Source organism: Arthrobacter sp. E1SS-5 (assembly GCF_057073715.1).
Genome location: NZ_CP172703.1, coordinates 237,457 through 260,195, shown reverse-complemented (window position 1 = coordinate 260,195; position 22,739 = coordinate 237,457). Strand labels below are relative to the sequence as shown.

The following is a 22,739-nucleotide window of genomic DNA, read 5'->3' as shown; positions in this document are numbered from 1 at the left end:
CCCCTATCATTGAGCTTGCGGGAATCAGAGCACTTTTTGATCCTGCCGGCCAACTGCGGATGCCGGCATTCCTGCGGGCGGCGGTCCGCACCATTGAAGGGAAACACCTATGGCGCGGAGCCCCGAAGAATCGCTGAGGGCCACTCTGGGCAGGGTTGCACCCGGAACTCCCCTTCGCGACGGCCTGGAACGAATCCTCCGGGGGCGCACCGGCGCGCTCATCGTGCTGGGGTCTGACCGCACCATCGATTCCATCTGCTCGGGTGGCTTCGATATCGGCATTGAGTTCTCGCCCACCCGCCTGCGTGAGCTGGCCAAGATGGACGGCGCCATCATCTGCGACAAGGACGCCGGCAACATCCTGCGCGCCGCCGTCCAGCTGGTCCCGGACTCCAGCATCGAAACCCAGGAGTCAGGCACCCGCCACCGTACGGCAGAACGGGTGGCAAAACAGACGGGCGTTCCGGTCATATCGGTCAGCCAGTCCATGCAGATCATCGCCCTCTACGTCAACGGCCTGCGACACGTCCTGGAGGGCTCGGAAAACGTCCTGGCCCGCGCCAACCAGGCCCTTGCCACCCTGGAGCGCTACCGCGCCCGCCTTGACCAGGTCACCAGTTCGCTCTCAGCCCTGGAAATCGAGGCCATGGTGACGGTGCGCGATGTGGCCGTCACCCTCCAGCGGCAGGAGATGGTCCGCCGCATTTCAGAGGAAATATCGCAGTACGTCCTGGAACTGGGCGAGGACGGCCGCCTGCTCTCCCTTCAGCTGGACGAGCTCACCGTTGGACGTGGTCCGGGCAGCGACGTAATCATCCGCGACTACGCCAGCCCCAATGCCTCCGCCGAAGACATCGAAAAAGCCGTCAATGAGCTGGTCAACCTGGGCCCCACCGAGCTGATCGACCTCGGCAAGATCTCGGCAATTGTCGGCTTTGCCGGCGGCGAGGCGAACCTTGACGCGGTGGTCCAGCCCCGCGGCTACCGGCTGCTGTCCGGCCTCAAGGCAGTTCCCAAGGCCGTCGCCGACCGCCTGGTGGACCACTTCGGGGGCCTCCAGTTCCTGATGGCCGCCACCATTGACGACCTCATGACCGTTGACGGCATCGGCGACCAGCGCGCCCGGACCGTACGCGAGGGCCTGAGCCGCATGGCCGAAGCAAGCCTCCTGGACCGCTTCCTCTAAACACCCCGGGATAACACCCATCGATTGCTCCGTAGTTGTCGTTACGGAGCCTGAAAACGGCAATTACGGAGCACTCGATGAAGTGGGCGCTCAGTTCAGCTGGAAGACGGCCTTGGGGCTGGCCCGTGAGCCCAGCTTCGCTGTGTAGATGTAGTACGCCCCGCCACCGCCCGGAGCGGCGGCCACCTCTTTGCAGCCATCGGCGCTGCGGTTCCGGTTCCACGGGAAGTTGGCGGTTTCGCTGGCGCCGGGCGCAATAACCTTCACCAGGTCCTCGCTGGACGCCTGGCAGTCCTTGGAAGAGAAGATCCGGTCCGAGCCGCTGGTCACCAGGAATTCCATCTGCGAGGTGCCTATGTTGACCTCACAGGGGACCTTGCCGCCGTTGGTCACCTTCAGGGTGAGCATCGGGTTTTCGCCGGGGCCGTAGGCGGGCTTGTCGGTGGAGGCAGTGACCGTCACCAGGTTCTGGTTGCAGGCGGGGGTTGCGGAGGCAGTGGGCGACGGCGTGGCGGATGCAGTTGCCGAGGCGGAGGCAGATGGAGTGGCTGAGGCAGCCGGATTTGCGGAGGCACGGTCAGTGGGAGAAGCCGTGGTGGAAGAGGCCTGCTGCGAACCGCCCTTGAAGGCGCCCGCCAAGGCAAAACCGCTGACCACGAGTGCGATTACGAACAGCAGGGCGCCGCCAACAACCAGCCGGCGGCGGCGGTACACAGCGGCGCTCGGTTTCCGGACGCTGCTGGAACCCGACGTGCCGCGTGCTGATGAATTGCCTTGCCTGCCCATCCTTCTAGGCTAGGGAACGCCTCCGGTTCTGCACGGCCACCACGCCGCCGCCAGACCATTGCTCTGGTCACACCGGTTTTCGGCGCGCCGGAATCCATCCACTACAGTGTTGGCATCGAAACTCAAACCTCCCCCATTACGGACGCACCAGTCGCCTCCACGGACCTGGAGCTGCTGCACCGGCGGATCAACGACTGGTTCGCCGGCATTGCCCGCGACCTGCCGTGGCGGGAACCTGACTGCTCTCCCTGGGGCGTGCTGGTCAGCGAAATCATGCTGCAGCAGACCCCCGTGGTCCGGGTGCTCCCGGTCTGGTACGAGTGGCTCAAGCGCTGGCCCACTCCCGCCGGCCTGGCAGGTGAACCGGCAGGCGAAGCTGTCCGTTCCTGGGGCCGGCTGGGCTACCCCCGGAGGGCCCTGAGGCTGCACGCCGCGGCAACGGCCATCGTGCAGGACCACGCCGGCAAGGTCCCCGACACTTACGCGGAACTGCTGGCGCTTCCCGGCGTGGGCAGTTACACCGCCGCGGCCGTGGCAGCTTTTGCCTACGGCCGTCGGGAAACGGTGGTGGACACCAACATCCGCAGGGTGCACGCCCGGCTCATCTCCGGCACGGCGCTGCCCGCCCCGGCCCTGACGGCGGCGGAAATGCGCCTTGCTGCCGCCCTGCTGCCGGACAATGACGAAACCTCCGTGCGCTGGAACGCCGCAGTCATGGAACTGGGGGCGCTGGTATGCACGGCCCGCGCACCCAAATGCGCCGACTGTCCCGTGAGAGACTCCTGCGCTTGGCTCGCCGCCGGTGAGCCCCCGCCGTCGTACGTTCCCAAGGGCCAGGCGTGGCATGGCACCGACCGCCAGGTCCGCGGCGCCGTGCTGGCCGTGCTTCGGCTGGCCGACGCACCCGTGCCGCCGGACATGTTCCACCGCGAACCCGCCGATCTTGGTTACGCGCCGGAGGGAATCGGCGTGCCCCTGGCCGCCCTGCACCGGCTCAACTCCGCCCCCGAGCAACTGGACCGGGCGCTGGCAGGGCTGCTGGCGGACGGGCTGGCGGAGATGCACGACGGCGGCTTGCGGCTGCCAGCCTGAGCAACCGGCCGCGGGGGCCGGGATGGCATACTTCTTGGTGACCGGAACCGGGGGAACCATGAAAACCATCCTGTACATCGTGTGGGCGCTGTTTGTTGCCGCCGCCATATTTTCGCTGGTCTACACCGCACGGAGGACCAAGCGCCAGCAGCAACAGATGGCAGCGTGGCCCAAGGCGCAGGCTACTGTCACCGGCAGCGCCACGGGATGGACCGGCGGCGCCGGCGGCTCCAGCAGAAACCTGCGCTACTACCCCACCTACCAGTTCACCGATCCGCAGGGCACCCTCTTCATGGGAAAGTCAGAGATTTCAACGGTGGAGCAGCCGGCACCGGGCTCGCTGATCGAGGTTGCCTACAACCCTGTCAACCCGAACGAGTCGCTCCAGGTTTCCTCAGAACCGCGTACCGTAATGGGCTGCCTGATTGCGTTTTTCGCAGTCTTTGCCGTGGTTTCGTTCTGGTTTATCGGGGTCTTCCCGCTGGGTTAGTGACACCCGGGCCGGACCAGGAGCGGCCAGCTAGAACAGCGCGGGCTGACTGAAGTCGTCGCCCTCGGAGGCGCCGGCTGCCGGGCCGCCGCCCACAGGTTCTGCCGTCCAGTTGAAGCCGAGTTCGGCGAGCAGTTCCTCCACGGAGATCTGACCGTCCAGCACTTCGATTTCCTGGGAGTTGTCTGTAAGCGGCCGTTCCATGCCACCGAGCTTATTAGCAGGAACGGCCGGGGTGGTCAGGGCTCGCCGAAGCCGGCCTCCACCAGGCCGCCCACATACTCCACGGCACGTTCCGCATCGGGGCCCCACGCTTCCACGTGCAGCACGGTGCCTTTGCCGGCGCCCAGGGTCATCAACCCGGTCATGGACGCGCCATCCACGCCGTTGATGGTGACCTCGGCATCCAGGGAAGCCAGTCCCCCGGCCACCTTTGCGGCAGGCCGCGCGTGCATGCCTGCCTGGTTGACCAGTTCGAAGTCCCCGGTGCTGTCGGGCGGGGCGCTGGTGACAGGCTCCACCGCCCGGGATGCGGCCGATCCAGCCGGATGCGCCGGGCCCCCTGCAGCTTCAGCCGCTTTCCGTACCGCTTGCACGTCAGCTCCACCCTGGGCAGCGACGGCGGCGGCTACCAAACCTTCTACCAGCGGCGCGTCGGCGAGCAGGACGCCGGCCGGGTTCTCCAGGAATTCGAGCGCCGATTCCGCTGTCATCACTGCCGATCCCAGGTCCGTGATGACCACGGTTCCATCCGGGCCAGGCTCCCCTCCTGCCTGTTCGCCGGCCTTTTCCAGGGCTGCGAGGACCTTCTCCAGGCTGGTACCGATCCTGCCGTCGTCGGTGCCGCCGGCAGGCAGGATCATCACGTCCGGCGCCATTTGGGCGGCAAGCTCCACGGCGCCGTCGGCAATTTTTTCGCTATGGGACACCACAACGATGCTGACGGTCACGCAGCCGCCCCAACGGCTGCGCGCAGGATCAGCGCGCTGGACACCGCGCCGGGGTCCCGGTGGCCGGCGCTGCGTTCGCCCAGGTAGCTGGCCCGGCCTTTCCGCGCGACCATCGGATCGGTTGCCACGGCCCCGGCCTCCGCTGCCTCGGCGGCCGCCACCAGGACGCCCAGGACATCCGCGCTGCCGCCGTCAGCTGCCGCCCGGGCAGCGTCGACAGCTGGAGTCCAGGCGTCCACCATGGTCTTGTCCCCGGACTCCGCCTTCCCGCGCGCCACAATCCCGTCCCGCGCAGCCGCCAGGGCCCCGGCCAGGGCGGCCGCATCAACCTCAGCGGAATCTCCAAGTGCGGTGGCGGCGCGAAGGAAGGCCGTGCCGTAGAGGGGGCCTGCGGCGCCGCCGACCTTGGACATCAGCGTCATGGCGGTCATCTTCAACGCAGCGCCGGGCGTCTCCGGTGTTGATTCGCCGAGCTTGGCCAGCACAGCCTGAAACCCGCGGTCCATGTTCTCGCCGTGGTCCGAGTCCCCAATGGCCCGGTCCAGTTCGATGAGTTCAACGCGGTGTTCAGCCATGGCCTGCGCACACAGCGTCAGCCACTTCACGGCCCAGTTGACGTCCAAAACCACGGTTACACGCCCCAGCGCAGCGCGGGGGTGTGCACGGGCGCGTCCCAGAGTTCCGTCATCTCATCATCAAGCCGCAGGACGGAGATGGAGCAGCCCTGCATCTCCAGGGCCGTGATGTAGTTGCCCACCAGCGAGCGTTCCACCGTGGCGCCGGCATCTCTGAGTACCTGCACCGCCCGCCGGTACACGATGTACAGCTCACTCAGCGGGGTGCCGCCCATGCCGTTGACGAAGAGCAGCACCTTGTCCCCGGAGGTGATCTTGAGGTCGGCCAGGACGGGCTCCAGCAGGCGGTTGGTGATGTTGTCCGCGGTTTCCATGGGAATCCGGTGCCTGCCCGGCTCACCATGGATGCCGATGCCGATCTCGATTTCATCCTCGGCGAGGTCGAAACTGGGTGTGCCGGCGTGCGGGACGGTGCAGGCGGACAGCGCCACGCCCATGGTCCTGACGTTGGCGTTTACCCGTTCGCCGATGGCGGCAACCGCGTCGAGGTCGTCACCGCGTTCGGCCGCGGCCCCCGCAATCTTCTCCACCAGCACAGTGCCGCCCACACCACGTCGGCCTGCGGTGTACAGCGAGTCTTCCACCGCCACGTCATCATTGACCAGGACGGTACGGACACTGACGCCTTCGGCCTCAGCCAGTTCGGCAGCCGTCTCGAAGTTCAGCACGTCGCCGGTGTAGTTCTTGACGATGTGCACGACGCCGGCACCTGAGTTCACTGCGAGGGTGGCGGGAAGGATCTGGTCCGGCGTAGGTGAGGTGAACACCGCCCCCGGCACCGCGGCGTCGAGCATTCCCTGCCCCACGTAACCGGCGTGCAGCGGCTCGTGTCCGCTTCCGCCGCCGGAAACCAGCCCCACCTTGCCGGCCACAGGCGCGTCCTTGCGCGTGATGTAGATGGGGTCTTCGCTGACGGTGACCAGTGCGGCATGTGCCAGGCCAAAGCCCTGGACAGCTTCCTGGACAACGGATTTTGGATCGTTGATGAGTTTCTTCATGGCGTTGCTCCTGGCTGTGCTCCTGAAGGATGTGTGTCTGACCCTACTACCGGGATCGCGGCTGGCGGTAGGTTCGTCCAGCCCGCTTTTCCGCACTTAACCCACAGGCTTGTGCCTTCGACGCAGCAAAGGGACAGCCCCCAATGACTGTCCCTTTCCTGCGGCCCCCCACATATCGGCCTCCAGCAGTTTATCCATCAATTCGAGTAAAGCAAAGAGGGCTTTGCCGAATGCTGTCTCCGGGCGCCGTGTTACAGTGCGCGGATCATCCGGGTGTTGCCCAGGGTGTTGGGCTTGACGCGTGCCAGATCCAGGAATTCAGCCACGCCCTCGTCGTGGGAGCGCAGGAGCTCCGAATAGACTTCCGGATCCACCGCTGACTGGTCTGCCATCACTTCGAAGCCATGGCGCTTGAAGAAGTCCACCTCAAAGGTGAGGCAGAAGACGCGGGACACTCCCAGCGCCTTGGCTTCCTCCAGCAGGCTCTCCACCAGCACATGCCCCACCCCTTTGCCGCGCCACTCCCCCGACGCTGCAAGGGTGCGGATTTCGGCCAGGTCCTCCCACATGACATGCAGCGCTCCGCAGCCGATCATTTCGCCGTCGCTGGACTCGGCGATGCGGAACTCCTGGAGGCTCTCGTAATAGGCCACCGTCTCCTTCGCCATCAGGATGCGCTCCTCGGCCAAGGGCGCCACCAGCCTCTTGATGGCAGGGACGTCGCTGGTGCGTGCTGGGCGGATGTGGAAGGAGTCGGTCACAAGGCCATCCTACGAGGCGTGACGGCTCGCGGCTCGGTGGCTGAGGCATTTACCGCGTGCTCGCTCGTTCCTCGCTTAGACGCACGCTACGTAAATACCTCAGCCCCCTTCACCGTTTGCGCTGCCCCGCCTGGCGGTGCCCTGTACCGGTCAGAGAGAGATTAGAGGCCGAGTTCGGCCGGCAGGTCGAGGTCCTGGCCCAGGACGTTCTTTGCCAGGAACCACTCCACCACCTGGTACCAGACCTTGGCGTGCTGTGGCTTGAGGACCCAGTGGTTCTCGTCCGGGAAGTAGAGGAACCGGTGCGGCGTCTGGCCGTCCTGGTCCGCCGCCAGCTTTGACTTGGAAAGCAGTTCGTACCAGAGCCGAAGGCCTTCGCCGATGGGTACCCGGTAGTCCTTGTCGCCGTGGATTACCAGCATAGGGGTGCTGATGTTTTCGGCGTGGAGGTGCGGCGAGTTCTCCAGCGCCATCTCCTCGGTCATTTCCTTCAGCCAATACTGCGATGCGTCGGTGGTGGGCCCGAACTGGTCCAGGGCCCAGAGGCTGGCGTGGGTAACAACCGCTTTGAACCGGTCCGTGTTGCCCGCCACCCAGTTGGCCATGTAGCCGCCGAAGGATCCGCCCATCGCCGCGGTCCGGGTCTGGTCGATGTCCGGGCGCTCTGTGGCGGCATCGGTCACTGCCATGAGGTCCGTGAAGGGCGCCTTCCCCCAGGCACCCCAGCCGCGCTGGATGTACGACTGCCCATAACCCGTGGACAGCGCCGGATCCGGCAGCAGCACCGCGTACCCCTTCGCGGTCAGGAGCCAGGGGTTCCATCGCCACGTCCACGCGTTCCAGGATCCCAGCGGGCCGCCGTGGATCCACAGGAGCAGCGGTGCCGGCTGGTCAGCGGAAGCACCTTCCGGGAGGGCGAGGTAGGCGGGCACGCGCGAGCCGTCGGCAGCGGTTGCGGCGATGCGCTCCAGCCTGCCCGGAAAGGCCGGCCGGTCAGCTGGAGCAGGCAGGCGGGTGGTTTCCCCAGTGGCAAGGTCGATCCGTACGGCCTCGGCAGGGAACCCGTAAGAACTGCGCAGGGCATAGGCGCTGCGCCCCTCCGGCGAAATGACGACGTCGGAGTAGGCCGCAGCGTCCTGCGTCACCCGGGTGACGCCCACCTCAGCGGCGGCCGACGGAACGCTGACCCGGAAAACGGGCGACGCGCCGTCGTCGTCCGCTGTGACCAGGAGGCCGGAGCCGTCCGGAAGCCACGCGGCCGGCTTGGGCCAGCGGTCCCAGTCGTGCGCCAAAGGCTGGAGCCCGGCGCCGTCCTCCGCTGCCTGGCCGGAGACGTCAAGCAGGTGCATCTTGATCTCGGGGGCCCGCCGCGGGGTGGAATCGCTCTCGCTGACCACCACAAGCGTGCGCCCATCGGGGCTGACCGGGCCCGGGAAGTAGTTCATGCCTTCCTGGTCCAGCAGTACCTTCAGGTTGCCGGACGCCACATCCACGGCCACCAGGATGGACCGGCTGTCTGCCTTGGCAAGGGGCCTGGTGTAGCCGCTGTAGATGGTCTTCCCGTCGGGACTGACCACGGTCTCCGCCTCCCGAAGCCGCGGTCCGGCGTCGGTGGTGAGGTTGCGCAGGACCAAGGGTGCGGTGGCGTCAATCGTTGTTGGCTTGCCGGCTCCTTCGATTTCCCCTTCTTCCACCGCGAAAATCCGCGGCTGGCCCGGCCCCAGGTCCGCGTCCCAGTAACGGACCGGATATTCGCTGTGGAGGATGGCCGAGACCTTCCTGTCCTTGCGGGACTTGCGCCGTTCGGCATCGTCCTCCTCATCGGCTGACCCCGCCAGGACCTCGGCGGTCACAAACGCAGCATCTGCGCCCTTGGCAGTGATCACCCTGCTGACGCCGCCCGGCCGGCTAAGGACCACGCGCGCTTCACCGCCGTCGGCCGGAAGCAGCCACAGCGCACTCACCGGATCCTCGTCCGGGCTGTCCGGATCGGGACGGGCTGATGTGAAGTAGACGTCCCCGTTGGCCGCGAAGGCGGCGCCGGCTTCGCCCTTCGCGCTGCGGGTTATGCGCCGGGCGTGCTTCTGCCCGGCAGGGTCCAGCTCCCACAGGGCGCTGGCGAATTCGGTGCCCTTGCCGTTCAAGGTGCTCACCGTGGTTACCAGCCGCGAGCCGTCCGGGCTCAGGGCCAGGCCGCTTACCCGGGGGATGGACAGGTAATGGTCGAGGTCGTGGAAAGGGGTCAGTGGTTGCTCGTCCGGGATCGCCGGATTCTGATTAGCCATGCTCCCGATTCAACACGTTTTGTGCCCGCCATCACAGTCGCCACACGGCGCCCGGCCACGTGCGTGGGTGCCTCTCCGCGGCTGGGTCCGCTCCGGCCCCGGCGCCATTTGCCGCTTGCTGCTCCTTCGTCGCTTTGACGCAAGCTACACAAATGACCCCGGCGCCCTCGCTTGGCGCCTCCCGGCACGAGGTGGCGGACATCAGGGATTTATGTAGGCGCCGTCAAAGCGAGGAACGAGCAGGCGCCGGGAAATCTCTGATGCCCGCCACCGGACCCAACCACGGTGTCGTTAAAGAGCGAAAGCCCCGCCGCTCCTTTTTTGGAGTGGCGGGGCTTTCGGTGTTGCGCTTAGACGCTGGGGGCGATTTCCGGGATGCGCGGCTTGGCGTTGCCGGCGAAGGTGAACTTCGCGTCGTCGCCTTCGCCTTCGACATCCACTACGACGATGTCGCCGGTGTGGATCTCGCCGAAGAGGATCTTCTCGGAGAGCTGGTCCTCGATCTCGCGCTGGATGGTGCGGCGCAGCGGCCGGGCACCCATGGCGGGATCGTAGCCGCGGGTTGCCAGGAGCACCTTGGCGGCCTTGGTGAGCTCGATGCCCATGTCCTTGTCCTTGAGGCGCTTCTCCAGGCGGGTCACGAACAGGTCCACGATCTCGATGATCTCGTCCTGGGTGAGCTGCGGGAACACCACGACGTCGTCAACACGGTTCAGGAACTCGGGGCGGAAGTGCTGCTTGAGTTCCTCCGTAACGCGGGCACGCATGCGGTTGTAGCCGGTCTGCGTGTCGGTGCCGGACTGGAAGCCGGTGGCGACGCTCTTGGAGATGTCCCGGGTACCCAGGTTGGTGGTCATGATGATCACGGTGTTCTTGAAGTCCACCACGCGGCCCTGGGAGTCGGTCAGGCGGCCGTCTTCCAGGATCTGCAGCAGCGAGTTGAAGAGGTCCGCGTGGGCCTTCTCAACTTCGTCGAACAGCACCACGGAGAACGGACGGCGGCGGACCTTCTCGGTCAGCTGGCCACCCTCTTCGTAGCCCACGTAGCCCGGAGGGGCACCGAAGAGCCGCGAAACGGTGTGCTTCTCGGAGTACTCCGACATGTCCAGGGTGATGAGGGCGTCCTCTTCACCGAACAGGAACTCCGCGAGTGCCTTGGCGAGTTCGGTCTTGCCGACGCCGGTGGGGCCGGCGAAGATGAACGAGCCACCGGGGCGCTTGGGGTCCTTGAGCCCTGCACGGGTGCGGCGGATGGCCTGGGACAGCGCCTTGATGGCCTCGTCCTGGCCGACGACCCGCTTGTGCAGTTCCTCTTCCATCTTGAGCAGGCGCGAGGATTCTTCCTCGGTCAGCTTGAAGACGGGGATGCCGGTGGAGTTGGCCAGCACCTCGGCGATGAGATCCTCATCCACTTCGGAGATGTCGTCCATGCCGCCGGACTTCCAGTTGCGCTCCTTCTCCGCGCGTTCGGAGATCATCTTCTGCTCCTTGTCGCGGAGCGAAGCTGCACCTTCGAAGTCCTGGGCGTCGATGGCGGATTCCTTCTCCATCTTCAGCTTGGCGATGCGCTCGTCCATGGCCTTGAGCTCCGGCGGAGCGGTCATGCGGCGGATGCGCAGCCGGGCGCCGGCTTCGTCGATCAGGTCGATCGCCTTGTCCGGGAGGAAGCGGTCCGAGATGTAGCGCTCTGCGAGGCTGGCGGCCGAGGCCAGGGCCCCGTCGGTGATGGTGACGCGGTGGTGTGCCTCGTACCGGTCGCGCAGGCCCTTGAGGATCTCGATGGCGTGCGCCACGGAGGGTTCCTTGACCTGGATCGGCTGGAAGCGGCGCTCCAGGGCGGCGTCCTTCTCGATGTGCTTGCGGTACTCGTCCAGGGTGGTGGCACCGATGGTCTGCAGCTCGCCGCGGGCCAGCATGGGCTTCAGGATCGAGGCTGCGTCGATGGCACCTTCGGCGGCACCGGCACCCACCAGGGTGTGGATCTCGTCGATGAACAGGATGATGTCGCCGCGCGTGCGAATCTCCTTGAGGACCTTCTTCAGGCGCTCTTCGAAGTCACCGCGGTAGCGGGAGCCTGCCACCAGGGAACCGAGGTCCAGGGTGTACAGCTGCTTGTCGCGGATAGTCTCCGGGACGTCGCCGCGCACAATGGCCTGGGCAAGGCCTTCGACGACGGCGGTCTTGCCGACGCCGGGCTCGCCGATGAGGACAGGGTTGTTCTTGGTACGGCGGGAAAGGACCTGCATGACGCGTTCCATTTCCTGCTCGCGGCCGATGACCGGGTCCAGCTTGTTCTCGCGCGCAGCCTGGGTCAGGTTGCGGCCGAACTGGTCCAGGACTACGGAACCGGCGGGTGCGCCCTCGGGCTGTCCGCCGCCGACGCCTGCGCCGGTGGTTTCCTTGCCCTGGTAACCGGAGAGGAGCTGGATGACCTGCTGGCGGACCCGGTTCAGGTCGGCGCCGAGCTTGACCAGAACCTGGGCGGCAACGCCTTCACCTTCGCGGATCAGGCCGAGCAGGATGTGCTCGGTGCCGATGTAGTTGTGGCCCAGCTGCAGGGCTTCGCGCAGCGAGAGCTCCAGTACCTTCTTGGCACGGGGGGTGAAGGGGATGTGACCCGAGGGAGCCTGCTGGCCCTGCCCGATGATCTCCTGCACCTGCTCGCGAACGCCGTCGAGCGAAATGCTCAAGGACTCAAGAGCTTTGGCGGCAACGCCCTCTCCCTCATGGATCAGACCCAAGAGGATGTGTTCGGTACCGATGTAATTGTGGTTCAGCATGCGTGCCTCTTCTTGGGCAAGCACAACTACGCGACGGGCACGGTCCGTAAATCGCTCAAACATTTCGCCACACTCCTAGCTACGACGTACTTTGATGCTACGTGGCCCGTCCGGCGATGTGGAGCGTGTTCGCCACAGGGGAAACCCGGCCTCTTGCGGGAATAGACGCAGCAGTGGAGCACAGCGCTGCGGAACCGGCCGGGAAACGTGCTGGAGGCAGGCACTGAAACCGGGCCCCCGGGGTTCGCCAGGTCATGGAGCGCACAGGAACCCAAATACTTCCGGAGGCCGTCCAGCTGCAGCAAGCCCCCGGAATACGGCAATTGGCGCATGGACGGATCCCGCCCATAGCAGGATTATCGGGAAATTGAAAAACCCCGCACCGCCGTGTGGCGGTAAGCGGGGTTCCGTGGAGCTAAAGCCGGCCCTAGGAATTTGCCTTTTGGTAGGCTTCCTGGATTTCGGCCTGAATTCGGCCGCGGCTGTTAACCGTGTAGCCGTTATCCCGTGCCCATTGCCGGATTTGTGCTGAATCGTGGCTGCGGCCCCCGGTGGATGCCTTGGTGGCCCGCTGGCTGCGGCCTCCGGACGCCTTGCGCGCAGCGTTGATGAACCTCTCCAACGAAGACCGAAGTTCAGCGGCATTGGCTGCCGACAGGTCAATCTCGTAGTTGGCCCCGTCGAGGCCGAACTTAACATTCTCGTCTGCGGATCCCCCATCCAGATCATCAACGAGGATGATGTTTACTTTCTGTGCCATTAAGGTCTTCCTCTTGCTGGAAAGTCGGTTTTCAGAAAAGCAGGATGTTTCCCAAAAAAAGTATGACTCTTATCTTGGCAACGCGTCAAAGCGCCTAATGGTTCCTTGGGGATAATTCCCGAAAGTAGGGGGTTTTATCTATTTGGATTCGAAACCCGGGCCGTCCGTGGGTTGCGCCGGGAGGGAATCCGCCTCGGCCTGGGCGCGGGCCTCCGCCTGCCGCTCGGCCTTGTCAGCGTTAAAAATGGCTTTCATGGCGAACCAGAACAGCAGGCCCACCACCAGGGAGGGAAGGAGTACAGCTACATATTCCATGATCAGTGCCCTTCGGGCTTCAGCAGGGGGAACAGGATGGTTTCGCGGATACCGGCACCGGTGAAGAGCATCACCAGCCGGTCGATGCCCAGGCCAATGCCACCCATGGGGGGAGCACCGTATTCGAGGGCGCGCAGGAAGTCCTCGTCAAGCTGCATGGCTTCGACGTCCCCGGCGGCCGCGTGCATGGACTGTTCGGTAAGCCGCTCGCGCTGGATGACGGGGTCGATCAGCTCGGAGAAAGCCGTGCCGCGCTCCATGCCGCCGATGATCAGGTCCCAGGCCTCGATCAGCCGGCCGTCCTCGCGGTGCGGCCGGGCCAGCGGCTGCGCGGAGGGCGGGTAGTCGTAGACAAAGGTGGGGTTCAGCAGGGTGGGCTCGACGATTTCGCCGAAGAGCTCCACCACCAGCTTCTCGGCGTCCCACTTGGGATCCACCTTGACGTCGTGCTTGGCGGCAAGCTCCCGAAGCACCTCAACCGGGGTGTCCGGGGTGATCTCCTGCCCAACGGCGTCGGAAAGCCCAGGGTAGACGGGCAGCCAGGCCCAGTCGCCGTCGAGGTTGATCTCCCCCGCCTCGGTCTGAAGGACGCGCCCGGCACCCACGGCGTCGGCGGCGTCAAGGATGATTTCCTTGATCCGCTGCGCCATGACGAACTGGTCGGCCCAGGCCTCGTAGCACTCCAGCGTGGTGAACTCGGGGCTGTGGGTGGAGTCAACACCCTCGTTGCGGAACACGCGGCCCATGTCGTAGACGCGGTCGATGCCGCCCACCACTGCACGCTTGAGGTACAGCTCGGTGGCGATGCGCAGGGTCATCTTCTGGTCGAAGGCGTTCATGTGGGTCTCGAACGGCCGCGCCAGGGCACCGCCGTGGACCAACTGCAGGATGGGCGTCTCCACCTCCACGTAGCGGTGCCGGAACAGCGTTTCGCGGATGGAACGGGTAATGGCAGCGCGCGTGTAGACCATCTCGCGGGCCTCGTCGCGGACCATCAGGTCAACGTAGCGCTGGCGGACGCGGGTCTCCTCGTTCAGGTCCGCGTGCAGCACCGGCAGTGGGCGCAGGGCCTTGGAGGCCATGGACCAGGAATCCGCCATGATGGACAGCTCGCCGCGGCGGGACGAAATGACCTCCCCCTTGATGAACACGTGGTCGCCCAGGTCAACCAGGGCCTTCCAGTCGGCGAGCGCTTCCTCCCCGATGTTGGCCAGGCTCAGCATGGCCTGCAGGCGCGTTCCCTTGCCGTCGGTGCCGCCTTCCTGCAGGGTGGCGAAGCAGAGCTTGCCGGTGTTGCGGACAAAGACCACGCGGCCGGTGACGCCGACGATGTCGCCGGTGGTGTCGTCCGCCTCAAGGTGGGCGTACTTTTCCCGGATCTCGGCAAGCGAGTGCGTGCGTTCCACTCCCACGGGGTATGCCTCAGTGCCGCGCTCAAGGAGTTTGGCGCGCTTTTCCATGCGGATCCGCATCTGCTCGCTGGCATCGACGGGCTCTGGGGCATTCTTGGGCGCGGGGGTGTTTTGGGAAGTCACAATCATCAAGTTTACCGGGCATTGGCCACCCGGGTTCCCAGCTGCCGCGCAGCCTTGCTGCCTAGGATGGGCTGGTGAAAGAACGGGTCCTTCCAACGCACGACGGCGGCCGGCTGGCTTTGTACAGCTACGGCGCCGAGGATGCGCCGGGCGAAAAGCGGGTGCTGCTGATCGGCGGCGCGTTCCTCACGGCCCTGATCTACCGCCCGTTCTCCATTGCGCTGGCGAAGGGCCTGGGCGACGGGTGGGCCGTTGACGTCTATGACCGGCGGGGCAGGGGCAACTCGTCCGAACAGCCGCCTGACTACAGCATGGCCACCGAGATCGGGGATGTCCGGACCGTCCTCACCGCCACCGGCGCCCGGAACATCCTGGGCCACAGCCTGGGCGGATCGGTTGCCCTTAACGCGGTCCAGGAGTTCACGGGGACACCGTTTGTCCCGGACAAGCTGGCGGTGTACGACGCAGCGGTGAACATCGACGGCAGCATCGACACCCGGTGGCTGGATGGGTTCGAGGACGCCGTGAACAACGGCAGGGTGGGCCACGCCCTTGCGCACATGAAGAAGGCCACCAGCCCGGGCTCGGCCATGGCCAGGATCCCGGAACCCGTCCTGGCCGGCCTGATGGCAGTCCTCTCCGGGACCAAGGTGAACAAAATCTTCCGGCAGGTGATGCCCAGTGGTGTGGGCGAGCTGCGCGGCCTACGACGAAAAAGACCATGCCCGGGACTTCAGCGTCCTGCCCGCAGGAACGCACTTCATGGCCGGCGGGAAGAGTCCCAGCTATTACCGGGTGACTGCCGAGAGGCTTCATGCGGCCGTGCCGGGCAGCACCTACCAGCTCTCGCCGAAGTGCTTCCACGGTTCTGTCCCCGCAGCCGTTAAGGAACTGGTGGCGGCCATCGCGGCATACTTCAAGGACGAACGTCCGGACGGGGAGGCCCGCCCCGACCAGGCTGGCGCTATCCCCGCTCCCCGCGGCTGAACCCCGCCAACGCTGCTTCCCCGAGGTTCCGCCACACCGTGCGCGGCTTTGGTTCCGCGCTCCGGTCCGCCAGCCAGTCGCCCCACGCGGTGATGTCCTCCCCATCTGCAGCGGCAACGGCATCGCAGGCAAACCCGACGGCGGTGGTCCCGTCGGAGAGCACCACTGAGCCCAGCAGCATGGGTTCGGGAAGGGCGGCCAGGAAAGTCCCCAAAGCCGCCGGGGACACCAGCCACCGCTCCCCCACCAGTTCCGCGCCGTCGTCGGACCGGTAGACGCCGGGTTTGGGCGGCACGGTATCCAGCGCCACCATCCGGTACCGCGCCGCTGTGCGGACCGGGCCATCCCAAAACGCTCCGGGTTCCTCCAACTGCGGTGCCAGCGGCTGTCCCTTGCGGTGTGCACCCACCACCACCAGCGGAACGGCCACCGCGCCCGCGGCCAACGGCCAGGGAACGGACGACGACGGCTGGCCGGCTTCAGTGCCGGCCCCGGCTTGGTTGCCGGGAACCGCTGCTACGCCGGCGATGAGTTCCGGAGCGGGCGGTGTAGCTTCGATCCGGCGCGCGATGTCCGCAGCCACAGCGTCGGCGAAGGTCCGGCCCACCACCGTGAGCCCGAACTGGGCGCCGTCCACCTCCCCGGCGGGGATGGCCACTGCGCAAAGATCAAAAAGGTTGCAGAAGTTGGTGTAGGTGCCCATCAGGGAGTTCACGCCCACGGGGTCCGCAGCCACCTCGGCAAGCGTGGGGTGGAACGGCGCGGTGGGGACCAGGAGCGCGTCGAAGCCTTCCAGCCGGGCCATGGCCGTGGCCTTCAACTCGTCCAGCCTGGCGGTATCGGCGACGTACCGGTGGGCGGGCACTGTGCCGGCCGCGCTGATGATGCCCCGCACCGTGGGATCGATGCCCGCACTGCCCTCGGCGCCGTCGGCCATTTCAACTGACGCAGCCTCCACGAAGCTGCCCACGGCGGCGTAGCGCTCGGCCACCAGCGCGCCGTCGTACAGCAGCCGGGCTGCCTGGAGGAAGTCGCCGAATTCGATTGGTTCGGCGTCCACTCCCGAGGCGCGCAGGCGGTCAACCTGCCGGACAAATTCTGCTGCCCACTCCGGCGGCAGCGCAGGCAGTGCGGCCGGATAGGCCACTCGAGGCCTGGACGGCGCGGCGAGCCGGATGTCCGCGGGCCAGGCCCGGGCGTCTCCCGCCATAACGCCCATGGCCAGTTCGGCGGTGGCCAAGTGCCGGGCAAAGATGGTGACGGCGTCCCAGGACCGGCAGGCGGGCACCACCCCGGCTGTGGAGACCACATTGAGGGTGGCCTTGATCCCAACGATGCCCTGCAGGCCGGCCGGGACGCGGCCAGAGCCGGCAGTGTCAGTCCCGATCGCGATGTCCGCCAGCCCCAGTGCCACTGCAACAGCGGAGCCGGAACTGGAGCCGCCCGAGATGTAGTCCGGCCGGCGTGAGTCGCGGACTGCGCCGTACGGACTCCGCGTCCCCACCAGTCCCGTGGCGAACTGGTCCAGGTTGGTGGCCCCCAGGACCAGGGCACCGGCGGCGCGGAGTCGGGCCACTGCGTCCGCGTCCTTGTCCGGGGTGTAAGCGAACCCTGGGCAGGCTGCCGTGGTGGGGATGCCGGCCACATCAACGTTGTTCTTGACGGCGAGCAGGAATCCGGCCAGTGGCAGGTCCGCGCCACCTGCCACGGCCCTGTCGATTTCGGCGGCCTCGGCCAGCAGGTCCTCGCCACCTCGAAGCGTGATCCAGATTTCCGGCCGGTCCACCTTTTCAATCGCCGCGAGCGCTGCCTTGACCCGGCGGGTGGCACTGCCAGTGGATGCGATGTTCATACTGCTGCCTCTTCCAGTTCCTGCGCCTCGAGGTCCAGGGTGTCCGTACCAACGGCTTCCAGCTCACTGCCACCCAAGACCACCACGGGCTCGCCGGCCACCACCTGCGAGCCCGCGGCCGGCAGGACGCGGAGCACCACGCCCTCGCAGGGAGCCTCCAGGACGGTTTCCATCTTCATGGCCTCCAGCGAGACCAGCGGCTGGCCCTTGGCGACTCGGTCGCCTTCCGCCACGTCCACCTTCCAGACGCTGGCGGCGAACGGTGCCGAAACCAGCGAGCCGCCCTCCGGGACTTCCACTTCATCTGCGTCAGGGGCAACGACGGCGGCAAGGGCCTCCGCCCGGTCGAACTCGCCGGCGTCGGCCCAGGCCTGGCGTTCCACTGCGAAGGCCGCTCCCTGTTTTTCCCGGAACGCGTCGATGGACCCGCGGTTCTCCGCCAGAAAGAGTTCGTGCTCGGCCAGCGAGAACGTGCCCTCCTCGATCTCCACGCCCCGTCCCCGGCCCGCGGCCATGTCGGCACGGAGGTCCAGGAGCTCTTCCGGGCTGACCGGGTACCAGGAGATGCGGTCGAAGAAGCGCAGCAGCCAGGGCGATCCGGGCTCGAACGGGGCTGCGTCGGCGTAGCGGGACCAGACCTGGGTGGTGCGGCCCACGAACTGGTAACCGCCGGGGCCTTCCATGCCGTAGATGCACATGTAGGCTCCGCCGATGCCCACGGCGTTCTCCGGCGTCCAGGTGCGGGCCGGGTTGTACTTGGTGGTTACCAGGCGGTGGCGGGGGTCCAGCGGCGTGGCCACCGGAGCGCCGAGGTAGACGTCGCCGAGGCCCAGGACCAGGTACTTGGCGTTGAAGACGGTGTCGAAGACGTCGTTGACCGAGTCCAGGCCGTTGATGCGCCGGATGAACTCGATGTTCCAGGGGCACCAGGGGGCGTCGTCGCGGACGCCTGCCATGTACCGCTCAATAGCCTCGCGGGTGGCGGGATCGTCCCAGGACAGCGGCAACCGTACGGTTCGGCTGGGCACCACCAGTTCGGAGCTCGCAGGCAGGGCGGCCTCGACTTCCTGCACCAGGTCCAGCAGCCGCGTGGTGGACAGGACGGACGGGTCCACCTTGATCTGCAGCGACCGGATGCCCGGGGTCAGGTCCACGACGCCCGGCACCCGGAGCCCTTCGATCTGCTGGTGCAGGGCGTGGACCCGGGCGCGCAGGCCAAGGTCCAAGACCATGTCGCCGTATTCGACCAGCAGGTTGTCATCACCCGAGCGGCGGTAGGTGACCGCCGGACGGCCGGAACCTTCCGGCACCCGGGCCAACACGCCGTCGTCGCCATCGCCTTGGAACGAACGTGCCGGATTGCCCAGCGAAGGGGTTGACGACCACCCGGCATCGCCCGGCAGCACCAGCTGCCGGCCTGGCCCCAGGTCCTTGGCCGACGGCGCCTGGCTGGCTTTGATGGGCACGAACCGGACCTTGTCCCCCGGGCGCAATTGACCGAGCTTCCAGCGCTCCGCTGTCACCACCGTGACGGGGCAGACGAAGCCGCCCAGGCTGGGTCCGTCGGGACCGAGCAGGATGGGGGTGTCGCCGGTGAAGTCCAGGGCGCCCACGGAGTAGGCGGTGTCGTGGATGTTGGACGGGTGCAGGCCTGCCTCGCCGCCGTCGGTCCGGGCCCAGCGCGGCTTGGGTCCGATGAGCCGGACGCCGGTGCGGGCGGAGTTGAAGTGCACCTCGTACTCCGTGGCGTACAGTTCGTCGATGTCTTCGCGCCGGAAGAATTCCGGGGCACCGTGTGGGCCTTCGGCTACGGCGAGCTCCCAGGTGGAGGTCAGGGCGGGGCGGCTGTCCAGCGGCACCGCTGCCGCAGGGGCTTGTTCGACGCCGGACTTCACCGTGCGAAGGACGTCGCCTGCCCGCAGGACCCGTCCGGCATGGCCGCCGAACTGGCCCAGGGTGAAGGTGGAGGCGCTGCCCAGGTATTCCGGGATGTCCAGTCCGCCCTTGAACAGGATGTAGCCGCGCAGGCCCTTCCCGGCGGCCGTGCCGACGTCGAGCGTTCCTCCCGCGGGGACCGTGACGGGGGTCCACGCAGGCACCTCCGCACCCTCAACCGTCACCGTTACTTCTGCGCCGGTGACGCAGACGGTGGTGGCGTGGGTGAAGGTGAGACTGGGGCCGGTCATGGTGAACTCCAGGCCGGGGGCGCCTTCCGGGTTGCCCAGTGCGGTGTTGCCAAGGCGGAAGGAAAGATCATCCATGGGGCCGCTGGGCGGGACACCGATCTGCCACAGCCCGGTGCGGCCCGGCCAGTCCTGCACGGTGGTCTGCAGCCCGGGGCGGTTCACGGTGATGCGCGGCTCGGGGTCGCCAACGTTGTCCAGGGTGCTGGTGGAGTGCTGGACGCTGCGGACCACGTCCATTCCACTGACGGCCCGGAGCATGCCGAGGTTGGTTTCGATGCCGTCGATGCGGGTGTTTTCCAGGGCTGCCGCGAGCCGGTCGAAGGCGTCTGAGCGGCTTGCGCCGGAGGTGATGATCTTGCCCAGGAGGGGGTCGTAGTTGGTGGCCACCTCGGTTCCGGTTTCCACCCAGGCGTCCACCCTCGCTTGGTCCGCTGTGGGGTAGGCGGCGTTGGTGACGGTTCCGGCGCTGGGCTGGAAGCCGCGGGCTGGGTCCTCGGCGTAGACTCGGGCCTCCACGGCGTGGCCGGTCACGGGCAGGGCGTCCGGGACGTGGCCGAGGACGGCCTTGGCGTCCGGGCCGCCCTGAGCCAGGCGGAGCATCCATTCCACCAGGTCGACGCCGGTGACGGCTTCGGTGACGGGGTGTTCCACCTGGAGCCGGGCGTTGACTTCCAGGAAGGAGGCTTCCTTGCGGGCGGGGTCGTAGACGAATTCGACGGTGCCGGCGGAGCGGTAGTTAAGGGAGGCGCACAGGGCGCGGGATGTACGGTGCAGTTCCGCCCGCAGCGCGCCGGGGAGGTCCGGGGCAGGTGCTTCCTCGAGGACCTTCTGGTGGCGGCGCTGGAGCGAGCAGTCCCGGTCGCCGAGGCTCACCACCCGGCCCTCGCCGTCGCCAAAGACCTGCACTTCCACGTGGCGGGCGTTTTCCACGTACCGTTCGGCGAACACGCCCGCGGTGCCGAAGCTGGCACTGGCCAGCCGGGCCACGCGGGGGAAGCTTTCGGCCAGCTCTGCCTCGGAACGGCAGACGGTCATGCCGATGCCACCGCCACCGCCGGTGGCCTTGAGCATCAGCGGGAAGCCGATCTCCTTGCCGGCCGCGACCGCGGCGTCCACGTCCTCAAGCAGCCCGGAGCCGGCGATCATCGGCACCCCGGCCGCACGGGCGGCGTCGCGCGCTGTGTGCTTGGTGCCGAAGATGCGCAGCTGGTCGGGCGTGGGGCCCACGAAGACAAGTCCGGCCGCTTGCACGGCCTCGGCGAAGTCTGCGTCCTCTGACAGGAACCCGTAACCGGGGTGGATGGCGCCCGCGCCGCTGGCCTTGGCAGCTTCCAGGATCGCGTCGACGCGGAGGTAGGACTCTTTGGCGGGTGCGGGCCCCAGGAGCACGGCCTCGTCGGCGAGCCGGACGTGCCTGGCGCCGCGGTCCGCCTCCGAGAAGACGGCGATGGTTCGCAGCCCCAGCTTCCTGGCGGACTCGATGATGCGGCAGGCGATCTCGCCGCGGTTGGCGATCAGCAGGGTGTCAAAGGTACTCATCGTGCAGCCTCCGGCCTTGTGACGATCATGCGGACAGGCGTGGGGTTGAACCCGTTGCAGGGGTTGTTGATCTGCGGGCAGTTGGAGACCAGGACCAGGGTGTCCACCTCGGCACGGAGGGCCACGCGCTTGCCGGGGGCGGACAGGCCGTCAACGATGCCCAAGGCGCCGTCCGGGTCCACCGGGACGTTCATGAACCAGTTGATGTTGGACACCAGGTCCCGCTTGCCCAGGCCCCAGCGTGAGCCCTCGATCAGGAAGTTCTCCACGCAGGCATGCTGTTCGCGTGTGTGCTGGCCGTAGCGAAGGGTGTTGGATTCCTGCGAGCAGGCACCGCCAATGGTGTCGTGCACCCCCACCTCGTCAGCCACCACGGTCATCAGTGGTGTGCCCGTGTCGGCCCTTAGGACCGAGCCCGTGGTGAGGACGATGGACTGCTGCACTGCGATCGTTGCGGAGGCGGAGTAGCGGACGGTGGTGTCGGCGGCGGAATACAGCAGGCAGTCGACGGCCTGGTTGCCCTCCAGGTCCACGATGGTCAGGACGTCACCGGCCGCCACCACCGCCGACCATGGGCCGCGGGCTTCGACGAATTCGTCCAGGATCACGGGGCCGGTGGCGAGCGCGGTAGCCGCCGCGTCAGAGATGGGCTTGGTGTCCGCGGGGGTTTCGGTGAAAGTGGCGGTGTTCATCGGGCGTTCCTTGCCGTGAGGTCGTGGTCGGTGTTGCGGAGGGCCTGCAGGTGTTCGGGTGCCAACGGCCCGATGAGGCCGCCCGCTTCCAGTTCCTCGAGATCCTTGGGCGCGTGCCAGGAGACGATGTCGACGGCGGTGCCGGTGAAGTCCGGGCGGGGGTCCAGCGGGTGGGCGGTATTGGCCAGGACCAGCACGGCGTCCATCTGGAGCAGCAGTTCGACGGCGGCGCCCGGCCCGGCGCTTCCGGTGAAGGTAATGCTGCCCGCCGGGTCAACGGTGATGCCTTTGAAGAAGGCGAGCGACGGCGCCACGTCCCTGGTGCCCAGGCCGTTCTTAAGGGCGCCCAAAGTAAGCAGTTCGCGAGCTGCCGGGGAGGCGCTGTGGGCGGTTCCGGCTCCGTACTTCGCGGTGTTCCCCGCGAGTGTAGTGGCGCCGGTGAGGGCATCGTGCCGGCTGGAGGTGTCCGCGACGATCGTGGCCATCAGCCGGCCGGCGTCGGACAGCAGCGGGTGCCCGGCTCCAGGGTAGGCCTGCCATGGGACCTTGACGGTGTCCGCGATGTTCAGCCGCTCGTGCAGGTTGCCGGCGCGGTAGAGGAGTGCGTGGACGCACGCGTCGCCGGCGATGTCGGTGAGGCGGATGCGGCTGCCGCGGGCCAGCGCCATGGTGGTGTAGCGGCCAAAGGCGAGGGATTCCGCCCACGTGGGGACCACGCCGTCGGGCGTTCCCGCCAAAAGGTGCGCCGGGGCGGAAGCTGCGGGCACAAAGCGCATGGTGTCCGCTGTCTTGCCGTGCTGTTCCCTGGCGTGGGCGCGGGCGCCGGCCGTCGTGGCCGTCCCGCTGGTTGACGCGCCGGTGACTGGTGTTTCGAGGGTCTGTGTCATGTCAGTCCTGTACTGATGGAAGT

18 protein-coding genes and 1 pseudogene are annotated in these 22,739 nt (G+C 67.1%); 4 read left to right on the top strand and 15 right to left on the bottom strand.

The window, feature by feature from the left end; all coding sequences use genetic code 11:
* The first annotated feature begins 109 nt into the window (after nucleotides 1-109).
* The gene (disA, locus tag ACIGJD_RS01280; protein WP_142131575.1) at nucleotides 110-1,186 is read left to right on the top strand and encodes a DNA integrity scanning diadenylate cyclase DisA; all 1,077 of its coding nucleotides are present in this window, start codon (nucleotides 110-112) and stop codon (nucleotides 1,184-1,186) included.
* Between the two features lie 90 nt (nucleotides 1,187-1,276).
* On the opposite strand, the gene ACIGJD_RS01275 is transcribed toward disA, so the two are convergent.
* Nucleotides 1,277-1,972 carry a hypothetical protein gene (locus ACIGJD_RS01275; protein ID WP_483687947.1) on the bottom strand — a complete coding sequence of 232 codons (696 nt, stop codon included), beginning with the start codon at nucleotides 1,970-1,972 and terminating at the stop codon, nucleotides 1,277-1,279.
* Nucleotides 1,973-2,245: 273 nt separating this feature from the next.
* Between ACIGJD_RS01275 and ACIGJD_RS01270 the strand changes: the two genes are divergently transcribed.
* Together ACIGJD_RS01270 and ACIGJD_RS01265 are read left to right on the top strand one after the other, a co-directional pair.
* Nucleotides 2,246-3,064, top strand: a complete 819-nt coding sequence (locus ACIGJD_RS01270) for an HhH-GPD family protein (protein WP_483689561.1) — start codon at nucleotides 2,246-2,248, stop codon at nucleotides 3,062-3,064.
* A 58-nt stretch (nucleotides 3,065-3,122) separates the two neighbouring features.
* Nucleotides 3,123-3,554, top strand: a complete 432-nt coding sequence (locus tag ACIGJD_RS01265) for a DUF3592 domain-containing protein (RefSeq protein WP_483687946.1) — start codon at nucleotides 3,123-3,125, stop codon at nucleotides 3,552-3,554.
* Nucleotides 3,555-3,584: 30 nt separating this feature from the next.
* On the opposite strand, the gene ACIGJD_RS01260 is transcribed toward ACIGJD_RS01265, so the two are convergent.
* From ACIGJD_RS01260 to lysS, 10 genes are all read right to left on the bottom strand, one after another.
* A complete protein-coding gene (locus ACIGJD_RS01260) occupies nucleotides 3,585-3,758 on the bottom strand; it encodes a hypothetical protein (protein WP_483687945.1) in 174 nt (57 codons plus the stop codon).
* A gap of 35 nt (nucleotides 3,759-3,793) precedes the next feature.
* Nucleotides 3,794-4,504: a dihydroxyacetone kinase phosphoryl donor subunit DhaM gene (dhaM, locus tag ACIGJD_RS01255; RefSeq protein WP_483687944.1), complete on the bottom strand. Its 711-nt coding sequence runs from the start codon at nucleotides 4,502-4,504 to the stop codon at nucleotides 3,794-3,796.
* The gene (gene dhaL / locus ACIGJD_RS01250; protein WP_142131584.1) at nucleotides 4,501-5,133 is read right to left on the bottom strand and encodes a dihydroxyacetone kinase subunit DhaL; all 633 of its coding nucleotides are present in this window, start codon (nucleotides 5,131-5,133) and stop codon (nucleotides 4,501-4,503) included. Before dhaL ends, dhaM begins: the two co-directional genes overlap by 4 nt.
* Before the next feature lie 2 nt (nucleotides 5,134-5,135).
* Nucleotides 5,136-6,137, bottom strand: a complete 1,002-nt coding sequence (gene dhaK, locus ACIGJD_RS01245; RefSeq protein ID WP_483687943.1) for a dihydroxyacetone kinase subunit DhaK — start codon at nucleotides 6,135-6,137, stop codon at nucleotides 5,136-5,138.
* A 251-nt stretch (nucleotides 6,138-6,388) separates the two neighbouring features.
* Complete coding sequence (locus ACIGJD_RS01240) at nucleotides 6,389-6,898, bottom strand: amino-acid N-acetyltransferase (protein ID WP_142131588.1); 510 nt, start codon at nucleotides 6,896-6,898, stop codon at nucleotides 6,389-6,391.
* A gap of 161 nt (nucleotides 6,899-7,059) precedes the next feature.
* Entirely contained in the window at nucleotides 7,060-9,183 is a 2,124-nt protein-coding gene (locus ACIGJD_RS01235; RefSeq protein WP_483687942.1) for a S9 family peptidase, read from the bottom strand.
* A gap of 350 nt (nucleotides 9,184-9,533) precedes the next feature.
* Nucleotides 9,534-12,026: an ATP-dependent Clp protease ATP-binding subunit gene (locus tag ACIGJD_RS01230; RefSeq protein ID WP_142131592.1), complete on the bottom strand. Its 2,493-nt coding sequence runs from the start codon at nucleotides 12,024-12,026 to the stop codon at nucleotides 9,534-9,536.
* A 364-nt stretch (nucleotides 12,027-12,390) separates the two neighbouring features.
* Nucleotides 12,391-12,723, bottom strand: coding sequence for a histone-like nucleoid-structuring protein Lsr2 (locus ACIGJD_RS01225; RefSeq protein WP_286400989.1), 333 nt, complete (start codon nucleotides 12,721-12,723; stop codon nucleotides 12,391-12,393).
* Between the two features lie 138 nt (nucleotides 12,724-12,861).
* Nucleotides 12,862-13,038 carry a hypothetical protein gene (locus tag ACIGJD_RS01220; RefSeq protein WP_483687941.1) on the bottom strand — a complete coding sequence of 59 codons (177 nt, stop codon included), beginning with the start codon at nucleotides 13,036-13,038 and terminating at the stop codon, nucleotides 12,862-12,864.
* Nucleotides 13,039-13,040: 2 nt separating this feature from the next.
* Nucleotides 13,041-14,579, bottom strand: coding sequence for a lysine--tRNA ligase (gene lysS, locus ACIGJD_RS01215; RefSeq protein WP_483687940.1), 1,539 nt, complete (start codon nucleotides 14,577-14,579; stop codon nucleotides 13,041-13,043).
* A 68-nt stretch (nucleotides 14,580-14,647) separates the two neighbouring features.
* Here lysS and ACIGJD_RS01210 point away from each other — a divergent pair.
* Nucleotides 14,648-15,560, top strand: a pseudogene (locus tag ACIGJD_RS01210) (alpha/beta fold hydrolase).
* Here the strand turns inward: ACIGJD_RS01210 and atzF are convergent.
* Genes atzF through ACIGJD_RS01190 form a run of 4 tightly spaced genes read right to left on the bottom strand, consistent with a single transcriptional unit; the run spans nucleotide 15,538 to nucleotide 22,716 of the window.
* Nucleotides 15,538-17,412 carry an allophanate hydrolase gene (atzF, locus tag ACIGJD_RS01205; protein ID WP_483687939.1) on the bottom strand — a complete coding sequence of 625 codons (1,875 nt, stop codon included), beginning with the start codon at nucleotides 17,410-17,412 and terminating at the stop codon, nucleotides 15,538-15,540. The pseudogene ACIGJD_RS01210 and the gene atzF sit on opposite strands and share 23 nt — an antisense overlap.
* Nucleotides 17,409-21,137 carry an urea carboxylase gene (gene uca, locus ACIGJD_RS01200; RefSeq protein ID WP_483687938.1) on the bottom strand — a complete coding sequence of 1,243 codons (3,729 nt, stop codon included), beginning with the start codon at nucleotides 21,135-21,137 and terminating at the stop codon, nucleotides 17,409-17,411. Before uca ends, atzF begins: the two co-directional genes overlap by 4 nt.
* Nucleotides 21,134-21,829, bottom strand: a complete 696-nt coding sequence (locus ACIGJD_RS01195) for an urea amidolyase associated protein UAAP2 (protein ID WP_483687937.1) — start codon at nucleotides 21,827-21,829, stop codon at nucleotides 21,134-21,136. Before ACIGJD_RS01195 ends, uca begins: the two co-directional genes overlap by 4 nt.
* On the bottom strand, nucleotides 21,826-22,716 hold the full coding sequence (locus tag ACIGJD_RS01190; protein WP_483687936.1) for an urea amidolyase associated protein UAAP1: 891 nt from the start codon (nucleotides 22,714-22,716) through the stop codon (nucleotides 21,826-21,828). The genes ACIGJD_RS01195 and ACIGJD_RS01190 overlap by 4 nt, the downstream gene beginning before the upstream one ends.
* Nucleotides 22,717-22,739: the final 23 nt, after the last annotated feature.